Source organism: Empedobacter sp. 225-1 (assembly GCF_030328185.1).
Taxonomy (GTDB): Bacteria; Bacteroidota; Bacteroidia; order Flavobacteriales; family Weeksellaceae; genus Empedobacter; species Empedobacter stercoris.
The window spans coordinates 42,436-63,703 of the sequence record NZ_JACALO010000008.1 but is presented as its reverse complement, the minus strand read 5'-3'; the positions used below and the strand labels follow the sequence as shown (position 1 = coordinate 63,703).

The window sequence follows — 21,268 nt, the reverse complement described above, 5'->3', positions numbered from 1 at the left end:
AGATTAATTAGTTTTTTTTAATCCTAATATATTCATTTTCAACAATATTAATATAATCATCAACATCTCTATTATTTATAACATCATAATATTGCTTATCTGACAAATTTGAAGCCTCAACCTCATCGGTTAAAATCTGCAAAGTTTTATCAACAAACTTATTAAGATTTTTGTAATGTGGATAAATTGGGTTTTCAAAATTATTTGGTTTAGGAGAAAAATCCCAACAAATAAGAGGTGTTCCTGTTGTACAGATATCTAAACCTGCATATCCTGCGGGTCTGTCATTGTTATACCCCTGAAACCAAGACAAAGATAACTCTTCATTAATTGCTGTTTCTACAATATCTTCTTGATGTCCTCTAAAAAAAACATTATCTTGAATTCCTAACCTCTCTAACATATCAATCATTCGATGTTCTTTAGGATTTCCATTGCCAAAAATATGTAATTCAACATTAGGAAATCTATCTAACAATAATTGGAAAGAATAGAAAAATGGATCTAATGGTTTAAATGGATCTAATCTCGTAAATATTCCTATTTTTTTTATATGTTGTTCTTTAAATTTCCACTTTTTATTATTCTTATCAATCTTCATGACCAAGGGAATAAATGTAGAATGATAACTTACAAACTGTTCCAGTTCGTACTTTAATTCTTCTTTCTTAAACGGAGTACAGAAATTAAAATTGAATGAGTGATCAAAATTATCATATAAATCATTTTTCTGAAACCTTGCGGTCATCATATGAATCAAACTTTTTTCTTTGATTCTATTTGGAATATTATTTATAAAAATATACTCCCCCATCCAATGAATAACATCATATTGATCCATATATTTTGACAACTTATCAATTTTCCATAGATCTATATATTTAGGAAATAATCCAAGTTGACGTTTTATTTTATTACGCAACCTATTTTTTTCATAAAATCTCTTATCTATAAAATCATCAATATACCTAATTTCAGCACCTTGTTCTTTGTGTAAGTTTTCATAATATCTAACATTCCACAGTTTAGATACTTTTTTTTCTTGTTCTAAAGATAAAATAGTTAAATCAAATTTATTTTTATCTAATGCTCGGTCGATTTCATAAGCAAAACGTTCGGCACCTGCTCTATAGAACCCAGCAACTACAAAAAGAATTTTAGTTTTCTCCATTATAGAATTGTTTGATTTCAGATATGATTAAATCTTGCTCATTTTCGGCCAATTCGTAATAAAAAGGCAAACGTAACAAGCAATCCGTAAATTTATCAGAATTTGGGATATTGATTTCTTCGTTGTTTTTCAAGAAAAATTCGCTTTTATTTAAACTTAAATAATGAAATACTGGATGAATATCTTCTTTTTTTAGATGGCTTATTAATGCCGTTCTTTCATCGTAATTTTTACAAACAATATAAAACATGTGTGCATTATTAGTCGCAAAATCTGGAATGACAGGTAACTGGATTTTAGCACTTGTTGCTAGATCTGCTAATTCATTTTGATATCGATTCCAAATTGCTACACGCTTTGCTTGAATTTTATCTAAATTTTCTAATTGTGCATACAAGAATGCAGAAATGATTTCTGATGGTAAAAATGATGATCCTAAATCTACCCAACCATATTTATTCACTTCTCCTCTAAAAAACGCACTTCTATTGGTTCCTTTTTCACGAATAATTTCTGCTCTTTCAAAATAATTTTCATCATTTATCACCAACATCCCTCCCTCTCCTGCAATGATGTTTTTGGTTTCATGAAAAGAAAATGCCGAGAAGTGACCAATTGAACCTAATGCTTTTTTAGTTCCATCAGAAAACGTATAATAACTATCTATGGCTTGTGCCGCATCTTCTACGACAAACAACTTGTGTTTTTCGGCAAGACTCATAATCGCTTCCATGTCACAAGCTACGCCTGCATAATGTACAGGAACGATGACTTTGGTTTTGGAAGTGATGTGTTTTTCTATTTCTTTTGGGGCTATATTCGGATTATCTGCATAAGAATCGACAAAGACTATTTTCGCACCACGTAACACGAATGCATTAGCAGAAGAAACAAAAGTATAACTTGGAACAATTACTTCATCACCTTCTTTGATGTCGCAAAGTATAGCCGCCATTTCTAAAGCATCAGTACAAGATGTTGTTAACAACACTTTTGGAAAATTATATTTTTCTTCGAAAAACTGTTGACATTTTTTGGTAAATAATCCGTCTCCAGATATTTTACCAGATTGTACAGCTTCTTCTATATATTTTAGTTCATTACCAATAATGAATGGTTTATTGAAAGGTATGGTCATTTGTGTATTTTTTATTTTATAAATCTTGCAGGATTACCAACATATAAGCCTGGTTTTTCTAAATTTTTGATTACGACTGTAGCTCCTCCTATTTGGACTTTAGTTGTTATTCGTATGTTATCTATAATGGTAGAATTAATTCCTAATATACATAACTCTTCTACTTTTACAAATCCAGCAATACTCACTCTTGGAGATAAAAAAGAATGACTTCCTATTTGGCTGTCATGTGCAATTGCACATCCTATATTAAGTAAGACATTATCACCAATTTCTACATATTGATCTAGTATACAGCCAGGATAAACAACTGTACCTCTTCCTATTTTTGCACTTGGATCGATGTAAACTGAAGAATGTATAAAAGTATAAAAAGGAATTTTATTAATTAATTTATCAAAAATTGCCTTTTTAAAATCAAGATGTTTGTAGCCTATTGCAATAAGTATTTCGTCAAATTGTTTGCTTTTATAAGCTTCTTCAATATCATTGTTTCCACCAATTACAGGAATATTATCCACCAATGTATCTTTCTCTTTATACTCGTCAAAGAAAGCAACAACTTTATCACCAGTATCTTGGTGAATATGATAAGCAATTTGTTGTCCCAAATGTCCAGAACCTACAATAGCGATACGTGTCATAATTCAATTTTTTTATCAGATTGATAGATAAGATAGCCTGAACGGTCATTGCTACTTTTTATTAATTTTAAATCATCATTAAGAATTTCTTTCTTCACCGTCCATTCATATTCTTTCTGGAAATAAGGATTTAATGATTGCGTTTCTTTACAATAAAAATAAACACCCGCATATCGGTTATATTTTGGAATACTTTCTTGCCAATTAAATTGATTCAGAGCGATATCTAATACACATTGTAAATAGTCTATGCCTGTAGATAATTTCACCAAATCTGAACCTATAAAGTCACCACCCATACGGCTTCCAATTTCTATGACATAGACATTTCCAGCTTCGGTGATTTTCATTTCTATATGAGATGCGCCAAACTCGATATTAGTTGCTCTTAAGGTATTCAAAGCAATTTCTTTAATTTTTTCTTGTAATGAACCATGTAATGCCGTGGGCTGATGATGGGCAATTTCCACAAAATAAGGTTCTGGAGAGAGTACCTTATCAGTAATGTTTACGATTTGATGTTCGCCTTTCCAGCTTAATGTTTCAACACTAACTTCTACACCTGAAATGTACTCTTCTAAAATGCATGTTTTCTCAAAAGAATAGCTTAAGCTTTCTTCTACAGCATCCAATAACTCTTTTTGATGGGATACTTTTTTAACGCCTAAGCTACCTGATCGATCCACAGGTTTAACAATTAACGGAAATGTATTCTCAATAGCAGAAAGCTGTTTAATGTCTGTAATTGTTCTGTGTGCAGGTGATGGGATATTATGTGTATGGAAACAATCTCTCATCAGTCCTTTATTCGTTGTTAACAAAGCAGTTTCCGTAGAATTACCGATCAAATTCATCTTTGCTGCAACATATGAAATAGTCGGAACACAAATATCTGTTGCAATAGTTAATATTCCATCAATATTTATTTCTTGACATTTCTCTAAAATAGTTTCTTTTTCTAAAACAGAAATATCATAAAAATAATCAGCAACTTCCTTGCAAACTGCTTTTCCATCATCCCAAGCAAAACAATGTGTTTCTATTCCATTAGCTTTCGCTCTCTCTACTAATGGTAATTGAAGATAACTTGCACCAAGTATTGCTATTTTCATAATTCTTCTATTATTGGTATGTCAATAAAATATTCTTTATCTCTCCAACGCGCCGTACCTACATCTTTCCAAGGTTTTTGCATTTGCTTTTTCAAGAAATCTTTTTCCCAACTCTTAGGTGTATCTATTTTTTTTACTTTGATAGTGAAGGTAGCGTCATTCAAATCGGCACCATTTTTATAAGCCCAAAATGCTGTAAAATCCCGAATCCCTTTTTCTAAGTTATTTTGATCTATCATGTTACCATTTACTCGAAAACCCCATTTTGCCCATATCGAACCCAAAAGATATAATCCAGTTGTACCATCTTCCTCTGTAATAGGTAACCATTCTTCGGCATCATTTAGTGGATTGATATAAGCTATTGCTATATTATGATTATACTCTGTAAAATGATCCTGAACAAACACTGCGTGGTGGGTAATCCCCATATAAGTTTGTCCAATTGATTCGATACTTTTAGCTGTCCGCTCTATCTTTTTATTAAATTTGTTATCTTCTACACCTATTTTTTGTCTTATATCTACATTAAGGTCAGAGTTATACGAAATAATTAACTGCAAAAGACATAAAGCTAAAACACCAGCTGTTATGATTTTTATCTTCAAATCTTTTAAAGTGAAATTATGAAGTATCTTCAATTCTTCTTCTTTTGGAGGAATTACAGGTGGTGTATAACCACAGTTTTCTTCTGTACAACGTTCTGTATTTCGGTTTTTTGCTATGTAAGCATATACTACTTTTCCTAAATGATAAATACCCGGTAATCTCAACAGCCAACTCAATGGTTTTGTATAGATCATACTATTCAAAACCTGTATATAAGTATCTAAACCTTTGTAAACTTTTCCGTTTTTTATAGAATGTATATCGTCTAATAATGTATCGTAAGGAATATCTTTTAGCAATGGTTCTTGTTCAGCATAATATTGAACTGTTTTAAACTCTATTTTCTTGAAAATATCAAAGTGCTTTATCGTTATTTTGGTACGATTACATAAGGGACATTCTCCATCATAATAAAACGTAATTGTTGGTAATCTTTTCTTGTTTGTTCCAAAAAATAGAGCCCACCAACTTATTGGCACCATTAATAAATACAAACTACACATTCCTAATGCAAACCAAGGAATAGGATAACAGATTAAAATACCAACGTGCAAACCTATACCAATTATTAGAAGAGGAACTCTCCATCTTTTTCTAAAAAATGTAAACAAGAATATCGCTTCGAATACCAAAGTTAAATACCCTAAAAAATACATTAAATATTCTTGATTTAACAAAAATTGTAAATCATTTAAAATAATTGGTGGTACAGATGTAGGCAACCACATTCCTAATCCTTTCATCCAAAATTCAGACGAGAATTTAAAAAATATGGAATCAAAATAAACAAATGCGACCCCAACTAAAATCGGTATAAAATAAGCAAGTACACTTACTTCTGCTGGAGGATTATATTCAAATTTTGTATTAGAATATTTATATTTTAATAGTAATCGGTCTATAGATATACTCGTTGAAATAGGAAGAAAAATGAGCAAAAAATTAATTCCCATGTAAGCGTAGAACATGTGATATTCATAAGTAGTTATGCTCCCTATTAATATTAAACTTAATAAATAATTAACAATTGTTGCTGTTCTGGTAAATAATCCAAACGCAATAAATAATACAGAAATACCCCAGATCGCAATCGGAATTCCAAAATTGATTTCTGCTTGATCTAAATAAGGTACTTTGTCAAAAATTAAATGTCGAAAATAATAAAACTGTACTATTTCTGCAAATAGAACCAAACAATAAGCAATTCTAAAAATTGCTAAACCTATTGCTGGTATTTTTTTATCATACAATTTTCTTAACATAGCTATTTCCAAATTAACTGAGGTCGAATAAAACCATTAACTTTTCCTAAATATCCACTTTCTCTAGCTATATCTTTTATCTCAAAACTTAATATTTCATCTTCTGCATATAAAGAGCTCATCCCTTCAGTATGTATATAAAGTAAAATTTGATACGTATCATCATTCAATAAATTCCCAGGAATTTGACACGATATTTTTGTTGGAATATCAATCGGAAAATTAAATTTATTACCCGTTCCAAAAATCACATCTCCTCGTGTATTTTTTAAATCAAAACCTAATGAGAGTTTCTCTTCTTTGGTTTGATTCACTATTTCAAAAACAATTTCTATATCTGATGTAACATCAATTGTTTCAGCTGGATCTAAAGTTGATAGATTATTAATTGAAGCAGATTTAATCCTTACATGCTCATTGCCTTTGGCTTTATTTATGTCATCAAATTCAATCTTTCTACAATTTGTGATACTATCTGCCAAATAGTTTTTAATCAAAAGTTCTGGCTGCCCTACATCAACAATAGTTCCCTGACGCATAGATACAGCAATTGTGCATAGTGTCTCAACAGCTGTCATATTATGACTCACAAAAAGCACCGTTCGTCCTTCTCCTTTGGTTACATCGCCCATTTTCCCCAAACATTTCTTTTGAAACTCGGCATCACCAACGGCAAGCACCTCATCAACTATCAGAATTTCGGACTCTAAATGTGCGGCAACAGCAAATGCCAAACGAACATACATTCCTGATGAGTAACGTTTAACAGGAGTGTCGATATAGCGCTCTACACCTGCAAAGGCTACAATTTCATCAAACTTTCGGGTGATTTCTTTTCGTGTCATTCCAAGAATAGCACCGTTCAAATAAATATTTTCACGACCCGTCATTTCTGGGTGAAAGCCAGTACCCACTTCTAACAACGAAGCGATACGACCTTTGTATTTGATAGAACCCGTAGTTGGTTTGGTTACACGAGAAAGTAACTTCAATAAGGTTGATTTACCTGCTCCATTTCGACCAATAATTCCGACAGCCTGTCCTTGCTCTACTTGAAAATTAATATCTTTTAACGCCCATACATAGTCAGAATCTCCTTTCTGTGTACGGTCATTGGTTTCTCCAATTTTAAGAAATGGGTCTTCTTGTCCTCTTACATTTGCCCACCAACGTTTGATATCGTGTTGCAATGAACCTGTTCCTACTTCACCTAAACGATACTGTTTCGAAACATTTTCGACATCTAAAACTATATTTTTTGACATAATAAATTCTTACTAATTAAACAGTATCCATAAATGATTTTTCGACTTTATTGAAGATAACGGTTCCAATCAATAAAATACTAAATATAAAAACAGTGGAATAAAGTAGCATTCCAACATTGAAATCTCCCACGCCTAAATAAGCATATTTAAAACATTCGAAGATACCTGTTAAAGGATTAATATCTGCAATCCATCTGTATTTTTCAGGAATTGAAGACACAGGATAGACAACTGGTGTTACATACATATACAACGAAACACCAAAACTAAGTAGCATCGACAAATCTTTGTATTTTGTGGTCATGGAAGAAAAAATCATTCCTGCCCCCATCGCAAAAGCTGCCATTAATACAATCAAAAATGGTGTCGCCAATACCCATAAGTTAGGGTGAACATTTTGGTCTACAATCAAGTAATAGATTAAGAAACCTAAGAAAAGACAAAATTGCACAGCAAACTGCATTAGGTTAGACGTTACAATTGCTAAAGGCATAACCAAACGCGGAAAATACACTTTCCCAAAAATAGAGGCGTTTCCTCTAAAGACATTTGATGTATTATTAAGACAAGAAGAAAAATAATTCCATAGAATAACTCCTGACAAATAAAAAGGAATTTGCGGTGCACCATCTGTTGATAAGTTTGCAATATTCCCAAAAACAATCACATACATGATTGTTGTAAAAATTGGATTAATAAAAAACCACAAAGGGCCTAAAATAGTTTGTTTAAAAGAAGTTACAAAATCTCTCTTCACAAGCATATACACCAGATCTTTGTATCGCCATACTTCTTTCAAATTCAATGAAAAGAGAGAAGATTTAGATTCGATCACTTGTGACCATTCTTGATTCTTATTCGAGTCTAAACTCATAAAATAAATTTAGGTTGTTAGGTTTTAAGTTGATTAAAATCAACGTAAAACAGATTAATTATATTGTTTTTCGTAATAATTTTGGTAATCACCAGAGGTTACATTATCCAACCATTCTTGGTTCTCTAAAAACCAATCGATAGTTAGACTCAAACCTTGCTCAAAAGTCACACTTGGTTTCCATCCTAACTCTTCGTTGATTTTTGTTGCATCAATCGCATAACGTAAATCATGTCCTGGACGGTCTTTTACAAAGGTGATTAATTGTTCGGAAGTTCCTGCTTCTTTCCCTAATTTTTCATCCATTTGCTTACACAATTCTTTTACCAAGTCGATATTTTGCCACTCATTGAACCCTCCTACATTGTAAGATCCTCCATTTTTACCTTCGTGGAAAACTAAATCAATCGCTTTCGCATGATCAATCACAAACAACCAATCGCGCGTATATTTTCCATCTCCGTATATTGGAAGTGGATTCCCGTTTAAGATGTTGTGAATACACAATGGAATTAATTTTTCAGGAAAATGATTTGGCCCATAATTGTTCGAACAATTCGTCATCACAATCGGTAGCCCATACGTATCATGGTAAGCTCTTACAAAATGATCTGAAGACGCTTTGGATGCCGAATAAGGCGAATGTGGATCATAAGAAGTTTCTTCTGTAAAAAAACCTTCATCTCCCAAAGCACCAAACACCTCATCTGTCGAAACATGATGAAAACGTTTCCCCTCAAAATTATCTTTCCAAATATGTTTTGCAGCATTCAATAAATTAACTGTTCCAATCACATTGGTCATCACAAATTCTAATGGATTCGTAATCGAACGATCCACATGCGATTCGGCAGCTAAATGAATGACACCATCGGGTTGATAGTGTTCAAAAATTTCTAAAATATGTTTTGCATCAACAATGTCCGCTTTTACAAATTCGTAATTTGGATACGATTCGATATCTTTCAAATTCTCCAAATTCCCAGCATATGTCAACGCATCAAGGTTGATAATTTTTGTTTCTGGGTATTTTAAGACAAATTCTCTTACAACATGAGATCCGATAAAACCAGCTCCACCTGTAATTAATATTGTTTTCATAGTATTTTAGTTGTTATTTAATCGTTTCCAAACAAATCGCGTGTATAAATTTTCTCTTGTACATCGGCCAATTCAGGCGCATTTCTATTCGAGATAATTACATCGCATGCTGCCTTAAAAGTTTCTAAATCTTTCGTTACTTTCGATCCGTAGAACGTATCTTCTTTCAGAACTGGTTCGTAAACAACAACCTCTATTCCTTTTGCTTTGATGCGTTTCATGATTCCTTGAATAGCAGATGCACGGAAGTTATCTGATCCTGATTTCATAATCAAACGGTAAACCCCAACTTTCTTAGGGTTTTTCGCTAAAATAGAGTCAGCGATGAAATCTTTTCTTGTTCTATTTGCATCGACAATGGCTTGTATGATATTATTTGGAACTGCATCGTAATTCGCCAACAATTGTTTGGTGTCTTTTGGCAAACAATATCCGCCATACCCAAATGATGGGTTGTTGTAATGCGAGCCAATACGAGGATCTAAACCAACACCTTCAATAATTTGTTTGCTATCTAACTTATAAATTTGCGCATAACTATCCAATTCATTGAAATAAGCAACACGCATCGCTAAGTAAGTATTCGAAAAAAGCTTGATTGCTTCGGCTTCTGTTGAATGTGTAAATAAGGTCGGAATATCTTTTTTAATCGCTCCTTCTTTCAAAAGATTAGCAAAAACTTCCGCTCTTTCACTTTGTTCACCAATAATAATTCGAGAAGGATATAAATTATCATACAATGCCTTTCCTTCTCTCAAAAATTCGGGAGAAAAAATAATATTCTGATAATCTAATCTTGATTTTAAATCCTCTACAAAACCAACTGGAACAGTCGATTTAATTACAATTACAGCATTCGGATTATAGTGTTTTACATCCTGTACAACCGACTCTACACTTGATGTGTTAAAATAGTTTGTTTTCGGATCGTAATCAGTAGGTGTTGCAACAATTACATATTCAGCATTTTTATACGCTTCCTCTTTGTCTAAAGTTGCAAGAAAATTAAGGTCTTTGTGTTGTAAAAAATCTATGATTTCAGCATCTTCAATCGGAGATTTTTTAGCATTAAGCAGTGCAATCTTTTCTGGAACAACATCTAACGCTACTACCTCATTGTGTTGAGCTAATAAAATGGCATTAGATAGGCCAACGTAGCCTGTTCCTACTATTGCTATTTTCATTTATGGTGATTTATAATTAGTTTAAGAGAACAAATTTAGTCAAAATCTCTAAATATAAACACCAATTCACTAAAAATGAGTAAATAGAAGCTGAATTCCAAAGCTTTTATTGCTGTAATATTATGCGTGAGTGTTTTAAAAGTAATTTTAAACGCTTTACAATAAATCAGGAATGAAAATGAACATTAAAATTTCTTGAAGAATCTTAACCTCATCCACTTTTAACAACCAATTTTAGAGCCGACATACGATTTGCAGACGAGCTTCAATCCATTGAAACGAACGTAAAAAAGATTAGTGAGCCTATGCGAATCATTTAATCTTTTTAGTGAGTAAAATGAGAATTGAACGGCGAAAATCGAAGTCTTGACCTTTTTGGTTCGTTTTTGTGTCAAGACTTCCCCGAAGGGCATATGAATTCAATTGAAAACAATAAAAAAATCATGAATAAAAAATGAACATATATACCTAAGCTCAACCAAAGCTTCTCCTTTTAATTTAAAATTCTTTATCTCAACTTTTTGACAATCGTCTCCAAATCATATGACATTTTCTTCAGCCTTTTTCAATATTCAGATTCGTTGTCACTCTTAGCTTGTTTCAGAATCCCATATAGTATATCATTTCGAGGTATTGAGAAATCTCTTTCATATAAAATGAAATAATTTCAACAAAATTAGTTCTGTTTTAATATTCAATTTAACTTTACAGAAGTTATAAATATTAAACGTAATGTCTGTAAATAAAGAAATCAAACGTATTACAACCGAAACTGTTCGTAACATGAAATTTACTGGAGAGAAAATTTCGATGTTAACGGCATACGATTTTACCATTGCTTCTCTTGTAGATGCAGCTGGTACGGAAGTTATTTTGGTTGGTGATTCTGCTGCAAATGTAATGGCTGGTCACGAAACAACGTTACCAATTACATTGGATCAAATGATTTATCATGCTCAATGTGTTGTTCGCGGTGCAAAACGTGCTTTAGTGGTTGTTGATTTACCTTTCGGAACGTATCAATCTGATCCGCAGAAAGCATTAGAATCTTCAGTTCGAATCATGAAAGAATCTGGTGCACATGCCATCAAATTAGAAGGTGGAAAAGAAATTGAAGAATCTATTCGCCGTATTGTAAATGCTGGTATTCCTGTTATGGGACATTTGGGACTTACACCACAATCTATTTACCAATTTGGTTCGTATAAAGTTCGTGCGAAAGAAAATGACGAAGCAGATAAATTAATTAATGATGCTAAATTATTAGAAGAATTAGGATGTTTTTCTTTAGTAATGGAAAAAATACCTGCTGATTTAGCTGCAAAAGTTACTGCATCAATTAACATTCCTACAATCGGAATTGGTGCTGGATCTGGATGCGATGGACAAGTTTTAGTGGTACATGATATGTTAGGGTTGAATAATGAATTTAAGCCAAAATTTGTTCGTAAATATTTAAACTTAGAAGATCAAATTCACCAAGCAGTTGGACAATATGTTGCTGATGTAAAATCGGGCGATTTCCCAAATGTTAATGAACAATATTAAAGATTGAGGTTGAGGTTGAGATAAAGACAAAACTCAATCTTAACCTTAACCTTAATCTCTGTCTATTTTCTTAAACTTAATCTCAGTCTCAAATTATGCCTTATCACGATTTCACAGAAATGCCAATTTGGATAAAAGCCATGAATATTGCAGTTCAAATTTTTGAATTAACTTCAAATTTACCACGAACGGAAGATTATGGTTTAACATCACAAATTCGACGTTCTGCATAAAGTATTTCAGCAAATATTGCCGAAGGTTTTGGTAAGTCGAGTATAAATGATAAAGTTAGATTTTATGAAATTGCAAAAGGTTCTGCTTTTGAAACAAAATCTCATTTATTCTATGGGCAGAAAGTTGGATATTTCAAAGAAGATTCCATTAATCCACTTCTTGAGGAATTAAATGCTACAATTTTTGAGATAAATAAACTCAAAAAAGTTTTAAAAAATTAAAATAATTCTAAAAGTTGAGGATAAAGTAAAGATAAAGGATAAGGTTAAGGTTAAGAAAGCCTCAACCTCAACCTAAATCTCAGTCTCAACCTCAACCTCAACCTCAATCTCAATCTCAAAAAATCATGAATCCAGAAATAGTATTCGAAGACAACCATTTGTTAATCATTAACAAAAAAGCAGGCGAATTAGCGCAAGGAGACGAAACGGGAGATATTCCACTTATCGATAGTCTAAAGGACTATATAAAACAACGCGACAATAAACCAGGAAATGTTTTTTTAGGTTTAGTGCATCGTTTGGATCGACCAACTTCTGGCGTTTTAATTTTTGCTAAAACTTCAAAAGCCTTGACACGTATGAACGAAATGTTTCAGAAACGAAATATTGACAAGGTTTATCGCGCCATTGTTCAAAGTAAACCTCCGAAAGATTTCGAACGTTTGGAACATTACTTAAAGAAAAATCCAAAGAATAATAAAACAACGGTTTATTCTAAACCAACGCCTGAAGCTAAAAAAGCGATATTAGAATACACCTATTTAGGTGCTTTGGATACGTTTCATTGTGTCGAAGTGAAATTATTCACAGGTCGTTCACATCAAATTCGTTCACAACTTTCAGCAGTTGGTTGCCCTATAAAAGGTGATTTAAAATATGGTGCAAAACGTTCTAACCCTGACGGTAGTATTTGTTTACATGCCTATAAAATCACATTCGAACATCCTGTCAAAAAAGAAGAAATGACGATTGTAGCTCCAGTTCCGAAAGATGCAATTTGGCAAGCTACAACCAAATTTTAATTCGTAAATTTGTCGCTTATTTGTTTGTCGAATGAACAGCATTTTTTATTTTATCATCTATCAAATTTCTCGCTTACCTCTTTCGGTTTTATACAGATTTTCTGACTTTTTGTTCTTTCTGTTATACACCGTTATTGGCTATAGGAGGCGTGTTATTAGAACCAATTTAGAAAAATCTTTTCCAGAGAAATCGCCAGAAGAAATCAAAGCCATTCATAAAAAATTCTATGCTAATTTTTGTGATTATTTGGTCGAAACTTTAAAAAGCTTTTCAATTTCTCAAGAAGAATTAGACAAACGTTTTACCTATTCTAATCTCAACGTTTTTGATGAAATAAAAGCGGAAAAACGAAATACCATGATGATGTGTGGACACGTTTTCAATTGGGAATGGTTCATTGGTGCTGTCAAATATCTATCTACAGAGGAGACTGCTGCTGTTTACCACAAGATTCGAAATCCATTTTGGAATGATAAAATTAATGCCATGCGTGGTCGTTTTGGGACGAAAGCATTGGACATGAAAGATGTTTTACGTTTTATGATGAAAGCGCCAAATGACGGTGAATTAACGTATTTATTCGTAGCAGATCAAAGTCCGAAACAATCTGCCGTTCATTATTTTATCAACTTTCTTAACCAGAGAACGCCTGTTTTTAATGGGTTTGATAAAATTGCACGTCGCAAAGATATGGGCGTTGTTTATTGTCAAACAGAAAAAATAAAACGCGGTCATTACCACACCACTTTTATCCGTTTGCAACCTCAGCAAGATACTTTTGCTGAAAACGAAATTGTGCATCAATTTTTTGAACATTTAGAGAAAAATATTCAACAACATCCAGATAATTGGCTTTGGAGCCACAAACGTTGGAAATACGCCGATTTGTAATTTTAAATATTCATGAAAACAGCAATTGCCATCTTAAATTGGAATGGAGAAAAATTACTTCCTCAATTCTTACCTTCGGTTATCAACCATTCTAAAAATGCCACAGTTTATGTGATTGATAATGCTTCAACTGACAATTCTATTGAATTGTTGAAAACTCAATTTCCTGAAGTGAAAATCATTCAAAACAAAGAGAATTATGGTTTTGCACAAGGTTATAATGAAGGGTTAAAACATATTGATGCGGAATATTTTTGTTTACTAAACTCAGATGTTGAAGTAACTGAAAATTGGATTGAGCCGATTGAAATATTATTCGAAAATAACGAAGAGATCGCTGCTGTTCAACCCAAAATATTAGACTACAAAAACAAATCGTATTTTGAATACGCTGGTGCTGGTGGTGGTTTTATCGATAAGTTTGGTTATCCTTTTTGCCGTGGACGCGTGTTTTCTACGTTAGAAAAAGACAATGGACAATACAACGATACCATACCAATTTTTTGGGCTACAGGCGCAAGTTTATTCATCAGAAAAAAAGATTTCTTTGAGCAAAATGGTTTTGATGAAGATTATTTTGCACACATGGAAGAAATCGATTTGTGTTGGCGATTAAACAATGCAGGTCGAAAAGTTTTTTATTGTGGAGAATCGACTGTTTATCATTTAGGAGGCGCTACTTTAGACAAAGCTAATCCGAAAAAATGGTATTTAAATTACAGAAATAGTTTGTGGATGATGCTGAAAAACTTGCCAGCAAATAAATTATTTCCAATGCTTTTCACCCGTCTTTCAATGGATGGAATTGCCGCTGTGGCATTTTTACCTACCCAAGGTTTACCGCATGTTTGGGCAGTTTTCTTGTCGCATATACATTTTTATGGAGGTTTCTTTAAGATGTACAGAAAACGTCAAAATCATCAATCAAAAAAATATTCTGACATTGGGTTATTACCTTTTCAATACTTCATTCAAAAACGTCAGTACTTCAACGACTTAAAATAATTTTTATTTTCAATAAAGGTTTAACATTTATTTAATACTCTACATTTATAGAAATTAAATTTATTCTTCATAATATTGTTTTATAAACACATACAATGAAGAAAATATTAACTCTATTTACATTCTCATTATTGGCAACAATCGCTTTTGCACAGAAACTGGAAGTAACTTACCAAGAAACTATAAATATAGACAAAGATGAATTTAAAAAGAACATGAAAGTCGAAACTTCTGGTTCAGTAAATTTACCAAGTGATTTTTATGACAATGTTTTCAAGAGTCTTTCTGAACCAAAAGATTTTACTTTAGTAATCAATGATAACGAATCAACTTATAAAAAAGTTGAAAAGATAAGTAATAATCAAGGTAATAATGGTTTTTCTGTTTCAATGAGCATGTCTGGGGGAGGAAATGGACTTTACAAAAATCTATCGACAAAAGAATTTGCAAAAAGTGTTAATCTCATGGATAAACCTTATTTAATAAAAGATAAGCTGACCGAGTACAAATGGCAATTAAGCAGAAAAACGAAAAAAATAATTGGTTTTGATGTCAAAAAAGCGACTGCAATTATTGACAGTACAAAATCTGTAGTGGCATGGTACGCTCCAAGTATTGCAATCAAAGACGGGCCTGCGATGTACAATGGATTACCAGGTTTGATTTTGGAATTAGAAATTATTAGTACTAAAAATACGAGTAATAAAGGTTTTGGAAATGTAACGATAAAAGCAACAGAAGTAAAAGAAGTTGCAGATATGAAACCTATCGAAAAACCAAAAGAAAAAAACGTAATCTCTGAAAAAGAGTTTGAAACAATGTCTAAAAAACAAATGGAACGATTTAAAAAAATGCGTTCAGAAGGTGTAGATAAAGATTAGACTTTGAGAATAAATATTTTTTGAGTCGATTAAACATTTTCACCTTTTAATTGTCTAATGACAAAATCACACAAATGAAAAAGATAATTTCAGTTTTTATTTTACTTATAAGTATTGTTTCTTTTGCGCAACAAGAAAAGTTAGAAGTTAGTTATACTTCTCGAATTATTCTACCCGACGATTTTAAATTTCAACCTCCAGGAGGTGGAAGTAGACAAATGCCAAAAGATATACAAGAACAAATGGTGAAATCGTTACAAGAACCCCAAGATTTTACCTTGACCATATTAGGCGAAGAATCACTTTATAAATTGGTGGAGAAAATTTCTAATTCGCAAGAACAAGGAATGAGAGGTTTGCGTGGTGGTAGAATGATGTTGATGAATGGAGATAACATTTACAAAAATACGTCTACACAACAGTTGTTGAAAGAACAAAACATGATGATGAAAAGTTATACTATACAAGACACTTTGCAAAATTATGAGTGGAAATTAACGCGAGAAACTAAAACAATTTTAGGTAACGAAGCCAAAAAAGCAACAGCTATTATTGATAGTATTCAAACAACAGCTTGGTACATTCCGACTTTAAAATACAAAACTGGTCCTGAAAATTATTGGGGTCTACCTGGTTTAATTGCAGAGGTAGAAACAGAGATCAACAGAGGTCCCATAAGTGGTAAGCGTATCATATCTTTAACGAATATTTCGACTGCAACAAATACTAAATCAATCGAAAAGCCAAAAGATAAAAATGCAATTTCACAAAAGGAATACAACAAGTTAATGAACGATCAACGGAAACGTTTTGAAGAGATGCGAAATTCTGGCGTGAACAAACGGGATTAAATTTCCTTGAAAATTTAGCTGTTTTCGTATTTAAAAACTTATATTTAATACCATATTAATCTTAAGAAATAAAATACTATGAAAGCTTTAATCATCGTGGATATGCAATACGATTTTTTGCCAGGAGGAGCATTAGCTGTTAATGAAGGAGATCAAATTATCGAACGCATCAATAAATTACAAGAAAAATTTGATTTGGTGGTCGCTACACAAGATTGGCATCCAGCAGATCATAAGAGCTTTGCTTCTCAACATCCAGAAAAAAATCCTTTTGATGTGATTGATTTAAATGGAACACAACAAGTTCTATGGCCAGATCATTGCGTACAAGGAACAAAAGGAGCTGAATTGCATAAAGATATCAATCAAAAGAAGATTAGTGCGATTATCCGAAAAGGAATGAATCCGAATATAGATTCGTATAGTGCTTTTTTTGATGTGAATAAAAAAAATCCGACAGGGTTAAATGGTTATCTAAAAGATCACAATATTTCGAGTGTATATGTTTGTGGTTTAGCAGGCGATTTTTGTGTGTACTACACAGCAAAAGACGCTTTATCGCTTGGGTATACAACTTATATTTTAGAAGGTTCGACAAAAGCGATTAACCAAGATTCATTTGATGAATTGAAAAAAGAGTTTGCAAAGAAAGGTGGTCATATTTCGACTTATTTATTATAATCAAACAATAAATAAAACGTAAAAAATGTCATTTGGAAACCTTCCTTTTTTTGAATGACATTTTTTGTTGACTAAACAATGTAATATTTTTCTGTAACATTCAACCTACTAAGTAGACTAACTATAGAAAATACAACAATTATGAAAAAAGCAATCTTAACATTTGCCTTAGGAATTCTTACAACAACAGTTTCTATCGCACAAGACAATAAAGCACAAAATATTGACGCCACTTATGTCATGGAAGTTAAAATGGATTATGATCAAACCATGAAAACTATTCCAGAAGCATACAGAGCACAATTTGGCCCTATGTTAAAAGCTGAAATTGATGGTGGAATTTTTATGACTTATTTCTTCAAAAGTAATTCTAAAAATTCAACATTTACATTAGAAGAAAAAGTAAACAATGGTCAAGGTGGTTTAGGAATTATTGCGCAACAAATGGCTGCAATGGACAATAAACCAACGTACAAAGATTTTACGGTTACACCTCATTTATACTACAAAGAAGTGGATATGGGGGTTAAACAATATTTAATCAAAGATCAGATTCCAGATTATAAATGGAAAATCTCACGCGAAAAAACGGATATCGCAGGATACCAAGCAACAAAAGCAGAAGGTGTGATGATGGACTCTATTCCAGTTACCGCTTGGTATGCACCAGCAATTCCAATCAAAGACGGACCTACTTCTTTAGCTGGATTACCAGGATTAATCATCAAAGCAGAATTTGAAGCGAATGGCGCTAAAATGATTTATACCTTAAAAGATTTGAAAATTTCGGATAAAGATTTAAAAATTGCCTTACCGACTAAAGGAGAGGTTGTAACGCAAGACGAATTTATGAAAGTCGTATTGGAAATCCAGAAAAAAGCACAAGAATTGATGGGCGGTGGCGTAGACACCAAATAATCAATGCATAAAATAAGATTTCAATCGGTTCAACTTAAGTTGAACTGATTGAATTCTACTCAAAACCTCTACAAAAATTAGTATACAATAACACTATATTTCTATGAAGAAAATACTCTACCCACTCTTACTCGTTGGGGCAGCTCAATTTACATTTGCACAAGAATGTAAACTAAAAGGTTCTGTTGCAGACGAAAATGGTATTCCTGTTACCGATGCATCAGTTTCTATTTTTGATCAAAATAACGAAGGCAAAGGCTTTGTTTTTACAAGTAATGTTGGAGAATTTGAATTCAAATTACCTTGTGGTCAAAAATATGATATTGAAATTGAGCAGGCTGGTTTTGAGACTTACATAGAAAATGTTGACTTAACAGAAAACGTCAACAAAAAATTAAAGCTAAAAAAAGGAAATCAAATTTCTTTGCAAGAAACCATTGTAAAGGCGCAGCAAGCCATCAAAGTAAAAGGTGATACAATCGAGTTTGATGCGGATTCTTTCAAGGTTGGAAACGAAGAAACGTTAGAAGATATTCTAAAAAAATTACCAGGAATCGAAGTCGTAAATGGAAAAGTGATGTACAAAGGGAAACCGATGTCTCAAGTTACCGTTGGCGGTCGCGAAGTATTGGGTGGTAACGAAAAGTTATTGAATAAAAATTTACCTTCTGATGCTGTTTCTAAAATTCAGTTGGATACAAAGTTTAAATCCAATCCTTTTGCTTCTTCCTTACAAGAAGATGACGAACAATTTGCGTTAAACATCGAACTAAAAGAAGATATGAAACGTATCGCTTTTGGAAATGTTACAATTGGAGGAGATGCCGACAAACACGCTGATGTGCAAGCTAAAATTTTCTATTTCTCTGAAAAAAGTGATGCTACAACCATCCATGATTTCAATACGTTTGGAAAAAAGGTTTTTGACTTTGATGATTACATGACATTTTTTGGTGGAATGTCTAATTTTACGGAAGACGGTAGTCAACTGTCCATTCGAGGAGGAAATGCAAGTTTATCGTTTCCTACAGAATCTGATGCTCCAGAAATGAGTACGTATAACGGCGCTTTACATTACGGTGTAGAGCCTAATAAAAGGCTTAAAGTTTCTGGTTTTGGATTAGTTAACACGAACAACATCAAGTACAATTCTACGGTAGAACGTTTTTATAATACGGTAGAAAATCCTTATACAACCATAGATGAGCAACGAAACAAAAACAATACGTTGATGGGAATGGCTCGTATAAAACTTGACTATAATCCGAATGATAAAGGACAGATTAAATATAACCTGAACTTTAACTACATGAAAAATGAAGACGAACAATCGGTTGATAATTTTCTTGATGGGCAAAAAACAGGTTTTAGAAATAACTTTACAGATCGCGAAAATTTCAGATTAAGTCAAAATTTATCGTACATCAAAAAGATTGGTCGTGATCATAACATTGGTTTTTATCTTCGTCATCAATTCCAAAATGAAACACCAGATTTCAACTTGTATTCATCGAATCAACCATTTACTATTTTTGGGAATTTATCAAAAATTAACGATCAATATAATTTGAATCAAGACCAACGATATAATGTCAATACGTTTCAGTTTTATACCGTTTATAATCATTTATTAACCAATACAGCGAACCTTAAATTTAAGGTTGGAACAAATTTCAGTTTTCAACGTTTTGAAAATTCATTGTATGATTACCAAAACTTAATCACTTCATTCAATACCATAAGTGATACGAATTTTGATTACAATGAAACCTTTGGAGACGTAACATTGACAAAAAAAATAGGGAATTTTCAAGCTGATCTTGGTGCTGGATTGATTTTCTTTTCAGAAAATGCAAAGTTCACAGATGGGACAAACGAGAAGTTTAAAGAAACGAAGGTTTTACCACACGCACGCTTGAATTATAAGTTTAACAATGCGACTTCTATAACGGCAAATTATAAACAAGCCTACGATTTACCGCATGCAAAAGATTTGACCGATTCGTATGTTTTGCAAAGTTACTTCAGTATTTTTCAAGGAAATCGTGATTTAAGACAAGCACTAACACATACCGCTTCGTTAAGTTTCAATCATTTTAATTCCTTTTCATTTTTCAATATTTTTGGAAATGTATCCTATTCGAAACGTGAAAAAAGTATCGTTACAACTTCTGTCCTAAATCAAGAAAATCAAACACAGATTAACACCTTATTGAATTCGGATTATGACAATGATACGTATTCAGGTTATTTTATGATTTACAAACGTTTTGCTAAATGGTACAATGTGCGTGGAACAGCTAATTTAAATTATTCTGACTATTACACTTACACAGGAAGTAAAATCGACGATACAGAACGAGTGGTTAATAATACGTCTTTTAATCAGACGTATAATTTAGAAAATTCGTTTGTATTCAAGAAGAAATTTGAATTAAAAGCTGGATTAAATTTAAGCTTAAGTAATTTCAAATCTTTGTTCGAACAAAAATTTGAAACTTGGCGTCCTTATGGAGATGCCGCTTGGTCGGTGACGGATAATTTATTAATTCAGTCCGATTTTTCCTATCGTTTACAATACCGTAATGGAGAACGTTTAAATGATGCAAAAGAATGGAATGCTTCTGCGCGTTATAAAATTGCGAAGAAAACGTACCTAACTTTAACGGGTGGAAATCTATTAGGAAACAATATCATCGTTTCAAATGGCTTTACAGATAACTACATATCGACTACAACACGCAATGTTTTGGGCAGATATTTTATCGTGAGTCTTCGATATAAGTTCTAAAAAATCAAATAATAACGAATTAAAAATCCCTCAACACTTATTTTAAAGCTGTTGAGGGATTTTCTATTGATCTTATTTTG

At 32.4% G+C, this 21,268-nt stretch carries 18 protein-coding genes and 1 pseudogene; 10 read left to right on the top strand and 9 right to left on the bottom strand.

The window, feature by feature from the left end; all coding sequences use genetic code 11:
- Positions 1-7: 7 nt before the first annotated feature.
- The 9 genes from HX088_RS03945 to HX088_RS03905 are packed head-to-tail and all read right to left on the bottom strand — an operon-like array spanning position 8 to position 10,363.
- Entirely contained in the window at positions 8-1,171 is a 1,164-nt protein-coding gene (locus tag HX088_RS03945) for a glycosyltransferase (RefSeq protein WP_286483496.1), read from the bottom strand.
- Entirely contained in the window at positions 1,158-2,309 is a 1,152-nt protein-coding gene (gene rffA / locus HX088_RS03940; protein ID WP_286483495.1) for a dTDP-4-amino-4,6-dideoxygalactose transaminase, read from the bottom strand. Before rffA ends, HX088_RS03945 begins: the two co-directional genes overlap by 14 nt.
- Positions 2,310-2,320: 11 nt before the next feature.
- The gene (locus HX088_RS03935) at positions 2,321-2,953 is read right to left on the bottom strand and encodes a NeuD/PglB/VioB family sugar acetyltransferase (protein ID WP_225541262.1); all 633 of its coding nucleotides are present in this window, start codon (positions 2,951-2,953) and stop codon (positions 2,321-2,323) included.
- Positions 2,950-4,065: an ATP-grasp domain-containing protein gene (locus HX088_RS03930; RefSeq protein ID WP_286483494.1), complete on the bottom strand. Its 1,116-nt coding sequence runs from the start codon at positions 4,063-4,065 to the stop codon at positions 2,950-2,952. Before HX088_RS03930 ends, HX088_RS03935 begins: the two co-directional genes overlap by 4 nt.
- Positions 4,062-5,936 (bottom strand): DCC1-like thiol-disulfide oxidoreductase family protein, encoded by a 1,875-nt coding sequence (locus tag HX088_RS03925; RefSeq protein ID WP_286483493.1) that lies wholly within the window; start codon positions 5,934-5,936, stop codon positions 4,062-4,064. Before HX088_RS03925 ends, HX088_RS03930 begins: the two co-directional genes overlap by 4 nt.
- 2 nt (positions 5,937-5,938) lie before the next feature.
- Positions 5,939-7,201, bottom strand: coding sequence for an ABC transporter ATP-binding protein (locus HX088_RS03920; protein WP_286483492.1), 1,263 nt, complete (start codon positions 7,199-7,201; stop codon positions 5,939-5,941).
- A 16-nt stretch (positions 7,202-7,217) separates the two neighbouring features.
- Entirely contained in the window at positions 7,218-8,078 is an 861-nt protein-coding gene (locus HX088_RS03915) for an ABC transporter permease (RefSeq protein WP_225541258.1), read from the bottom strand.
- Positions 8,079-8,132: 54 nt separating this feature from the next.
- A complete protein-coding gene (rfbB, locus tag HX088_RS03910; protein ID WP_286483491.1) occupies positions 8,133-9,179 on the bottom strand; it encodes a dTDP-glucose 4,6-dehydratase in 1,047 nt (348 codons plus the stop codon).
- 17 nt (positions 9,180-9,196) lie between these two features.
- On the bottom strand, positions 9,197-10,363 hold the full coding sequence (locus tag HX088_RS03905) for a nucleotide sugar dehydrogenase (protein ID WP_286483490.1): 1,167 nt from the start codon (positions 10,361-10,363) through the stop codon (positions 9,197-9,199).
- 732 nt (positions 10,364-11,095) lie between these two features.
- Between HX088_RS03905 and panB the strand changes: the two genes are divergently transcribed.
- The 10 genes and pseudogenes from panB (at position 11,096) to HX088_RS03855 (ending at position 21,188) form a co-directional block, all read left to right on the top strand.
- Positions 11,096-11,911: a 3-methyl-2-oxobutanoate hydroxymethyltransferase gene (gene panB, locus HX088_RS03900; protein ID WP_260541147.1), complete on the top strand. Its 816-nt coding sequence runs from the start codon at positions 11,096-11,098 to the stop codon at positions 11,909-11,911.
- 95 nt (positions 11,912-12,006) lie between these two features.
- A pseudogene (locus HX088_RS03895) lies at positions 12,007-12,366 on the top strand (four helix bundle protein).
- A gap of 125 nt (positions 12,367-12,491) precedes the next feature.
- The gene (locus HX088_RS03890) at positions 12,492-13,169 is read left to right on the top strand and encodes an RluA family pseudouridine synthase (protein ID WP_284584219.1); all 678 of its coding nucleotides are present in this window, start codon (positions 12,492-12,494) and stop codon (positions 13,167-13,169) included.
- Between the two features lie 31 nt (positions 13,170-13,200).
- Entirely contained in the window at positions 13,201-14,061 is an 861-nt protein-coding gene (locus HX088_RS03885) for a lysophospholipid acyltransferase family protein (protein WP_188319604.1), read from the top strand.
- A gap of 12 nt (positions 14,062-14,073) precedes the next feature.
- Positions 14,074-15,066, top strand: coding sequence for a glycosyltransferase family 2 protein (locus tag HX088_RS03880; RefSeq protein ID WP_286483489.1), 993 nt, complete (start codon positions 14,074-14,076; stop codon positions 15,064-15,066).
- Between the two features lie 95 nt (positions 15,067-15,161).
- Positions 15,162-15,947 (top strand): GLPGLI family protein, encoded by a 786-nt coding sequence (locus tag HX088_RS03875; protein ID WP_260541158.1) that lies wholly within the window; start codon positions 15,162-15,164, stop codon positions 15,945-15,947.
- Between the two features lie 74 nt (positions 15,948-16,021).
- On the top strand, positions 16,022-16,798 hold the full coding sequence (locus tag HX088_RS03870; protein ID WP_225538951.1) for a GLPGLI family protein: 777 nt from the start codon (positions 16,022-16,024) through the stop codon (positions 16,796-16,798).
- Between the two features lie 78 nt (positions 16,799-16,876).
- Positions 16,877-17,479, top strand: a complete 603-nt coding sequence (gene pncA / locus HX088_RS03865; protein WP_286483488.1) for a bifunctional nicotinamidase/pyrazinamidase — start codon at positions 16,877-16,879, stop codon at positions 17,477-17,479.
- A gap of 141 nt (positions 17,480-17,620) precedes the next feature.
- Complete coding sequence (locus tag HX088_RS03860; RefSeq protein WP_225538950.1) at positions 17,621-18,397, top strand: GLPGLI family protein; 777 nt, start codon at positions 17,621-17,623, stop codon at positions 18,395-18,397.
- Positions 18,398-18,500: 103 nt separating this feature from the next.
- Positions 18,501-21,188 carry a TonB-dependent receptor gene (locus tag HX088_RS03855; protein ID WP_286483487.1) on the top strand — a complete coding sequence of 896 codons (2,688 nt, stop codon included), beginning with the start codon at positions 18,501-18,503 and terminating at the stop codon, positions 21,186-21,188.
- Positions 21,189-21,268: the final 80 nt, after the last annotated feature.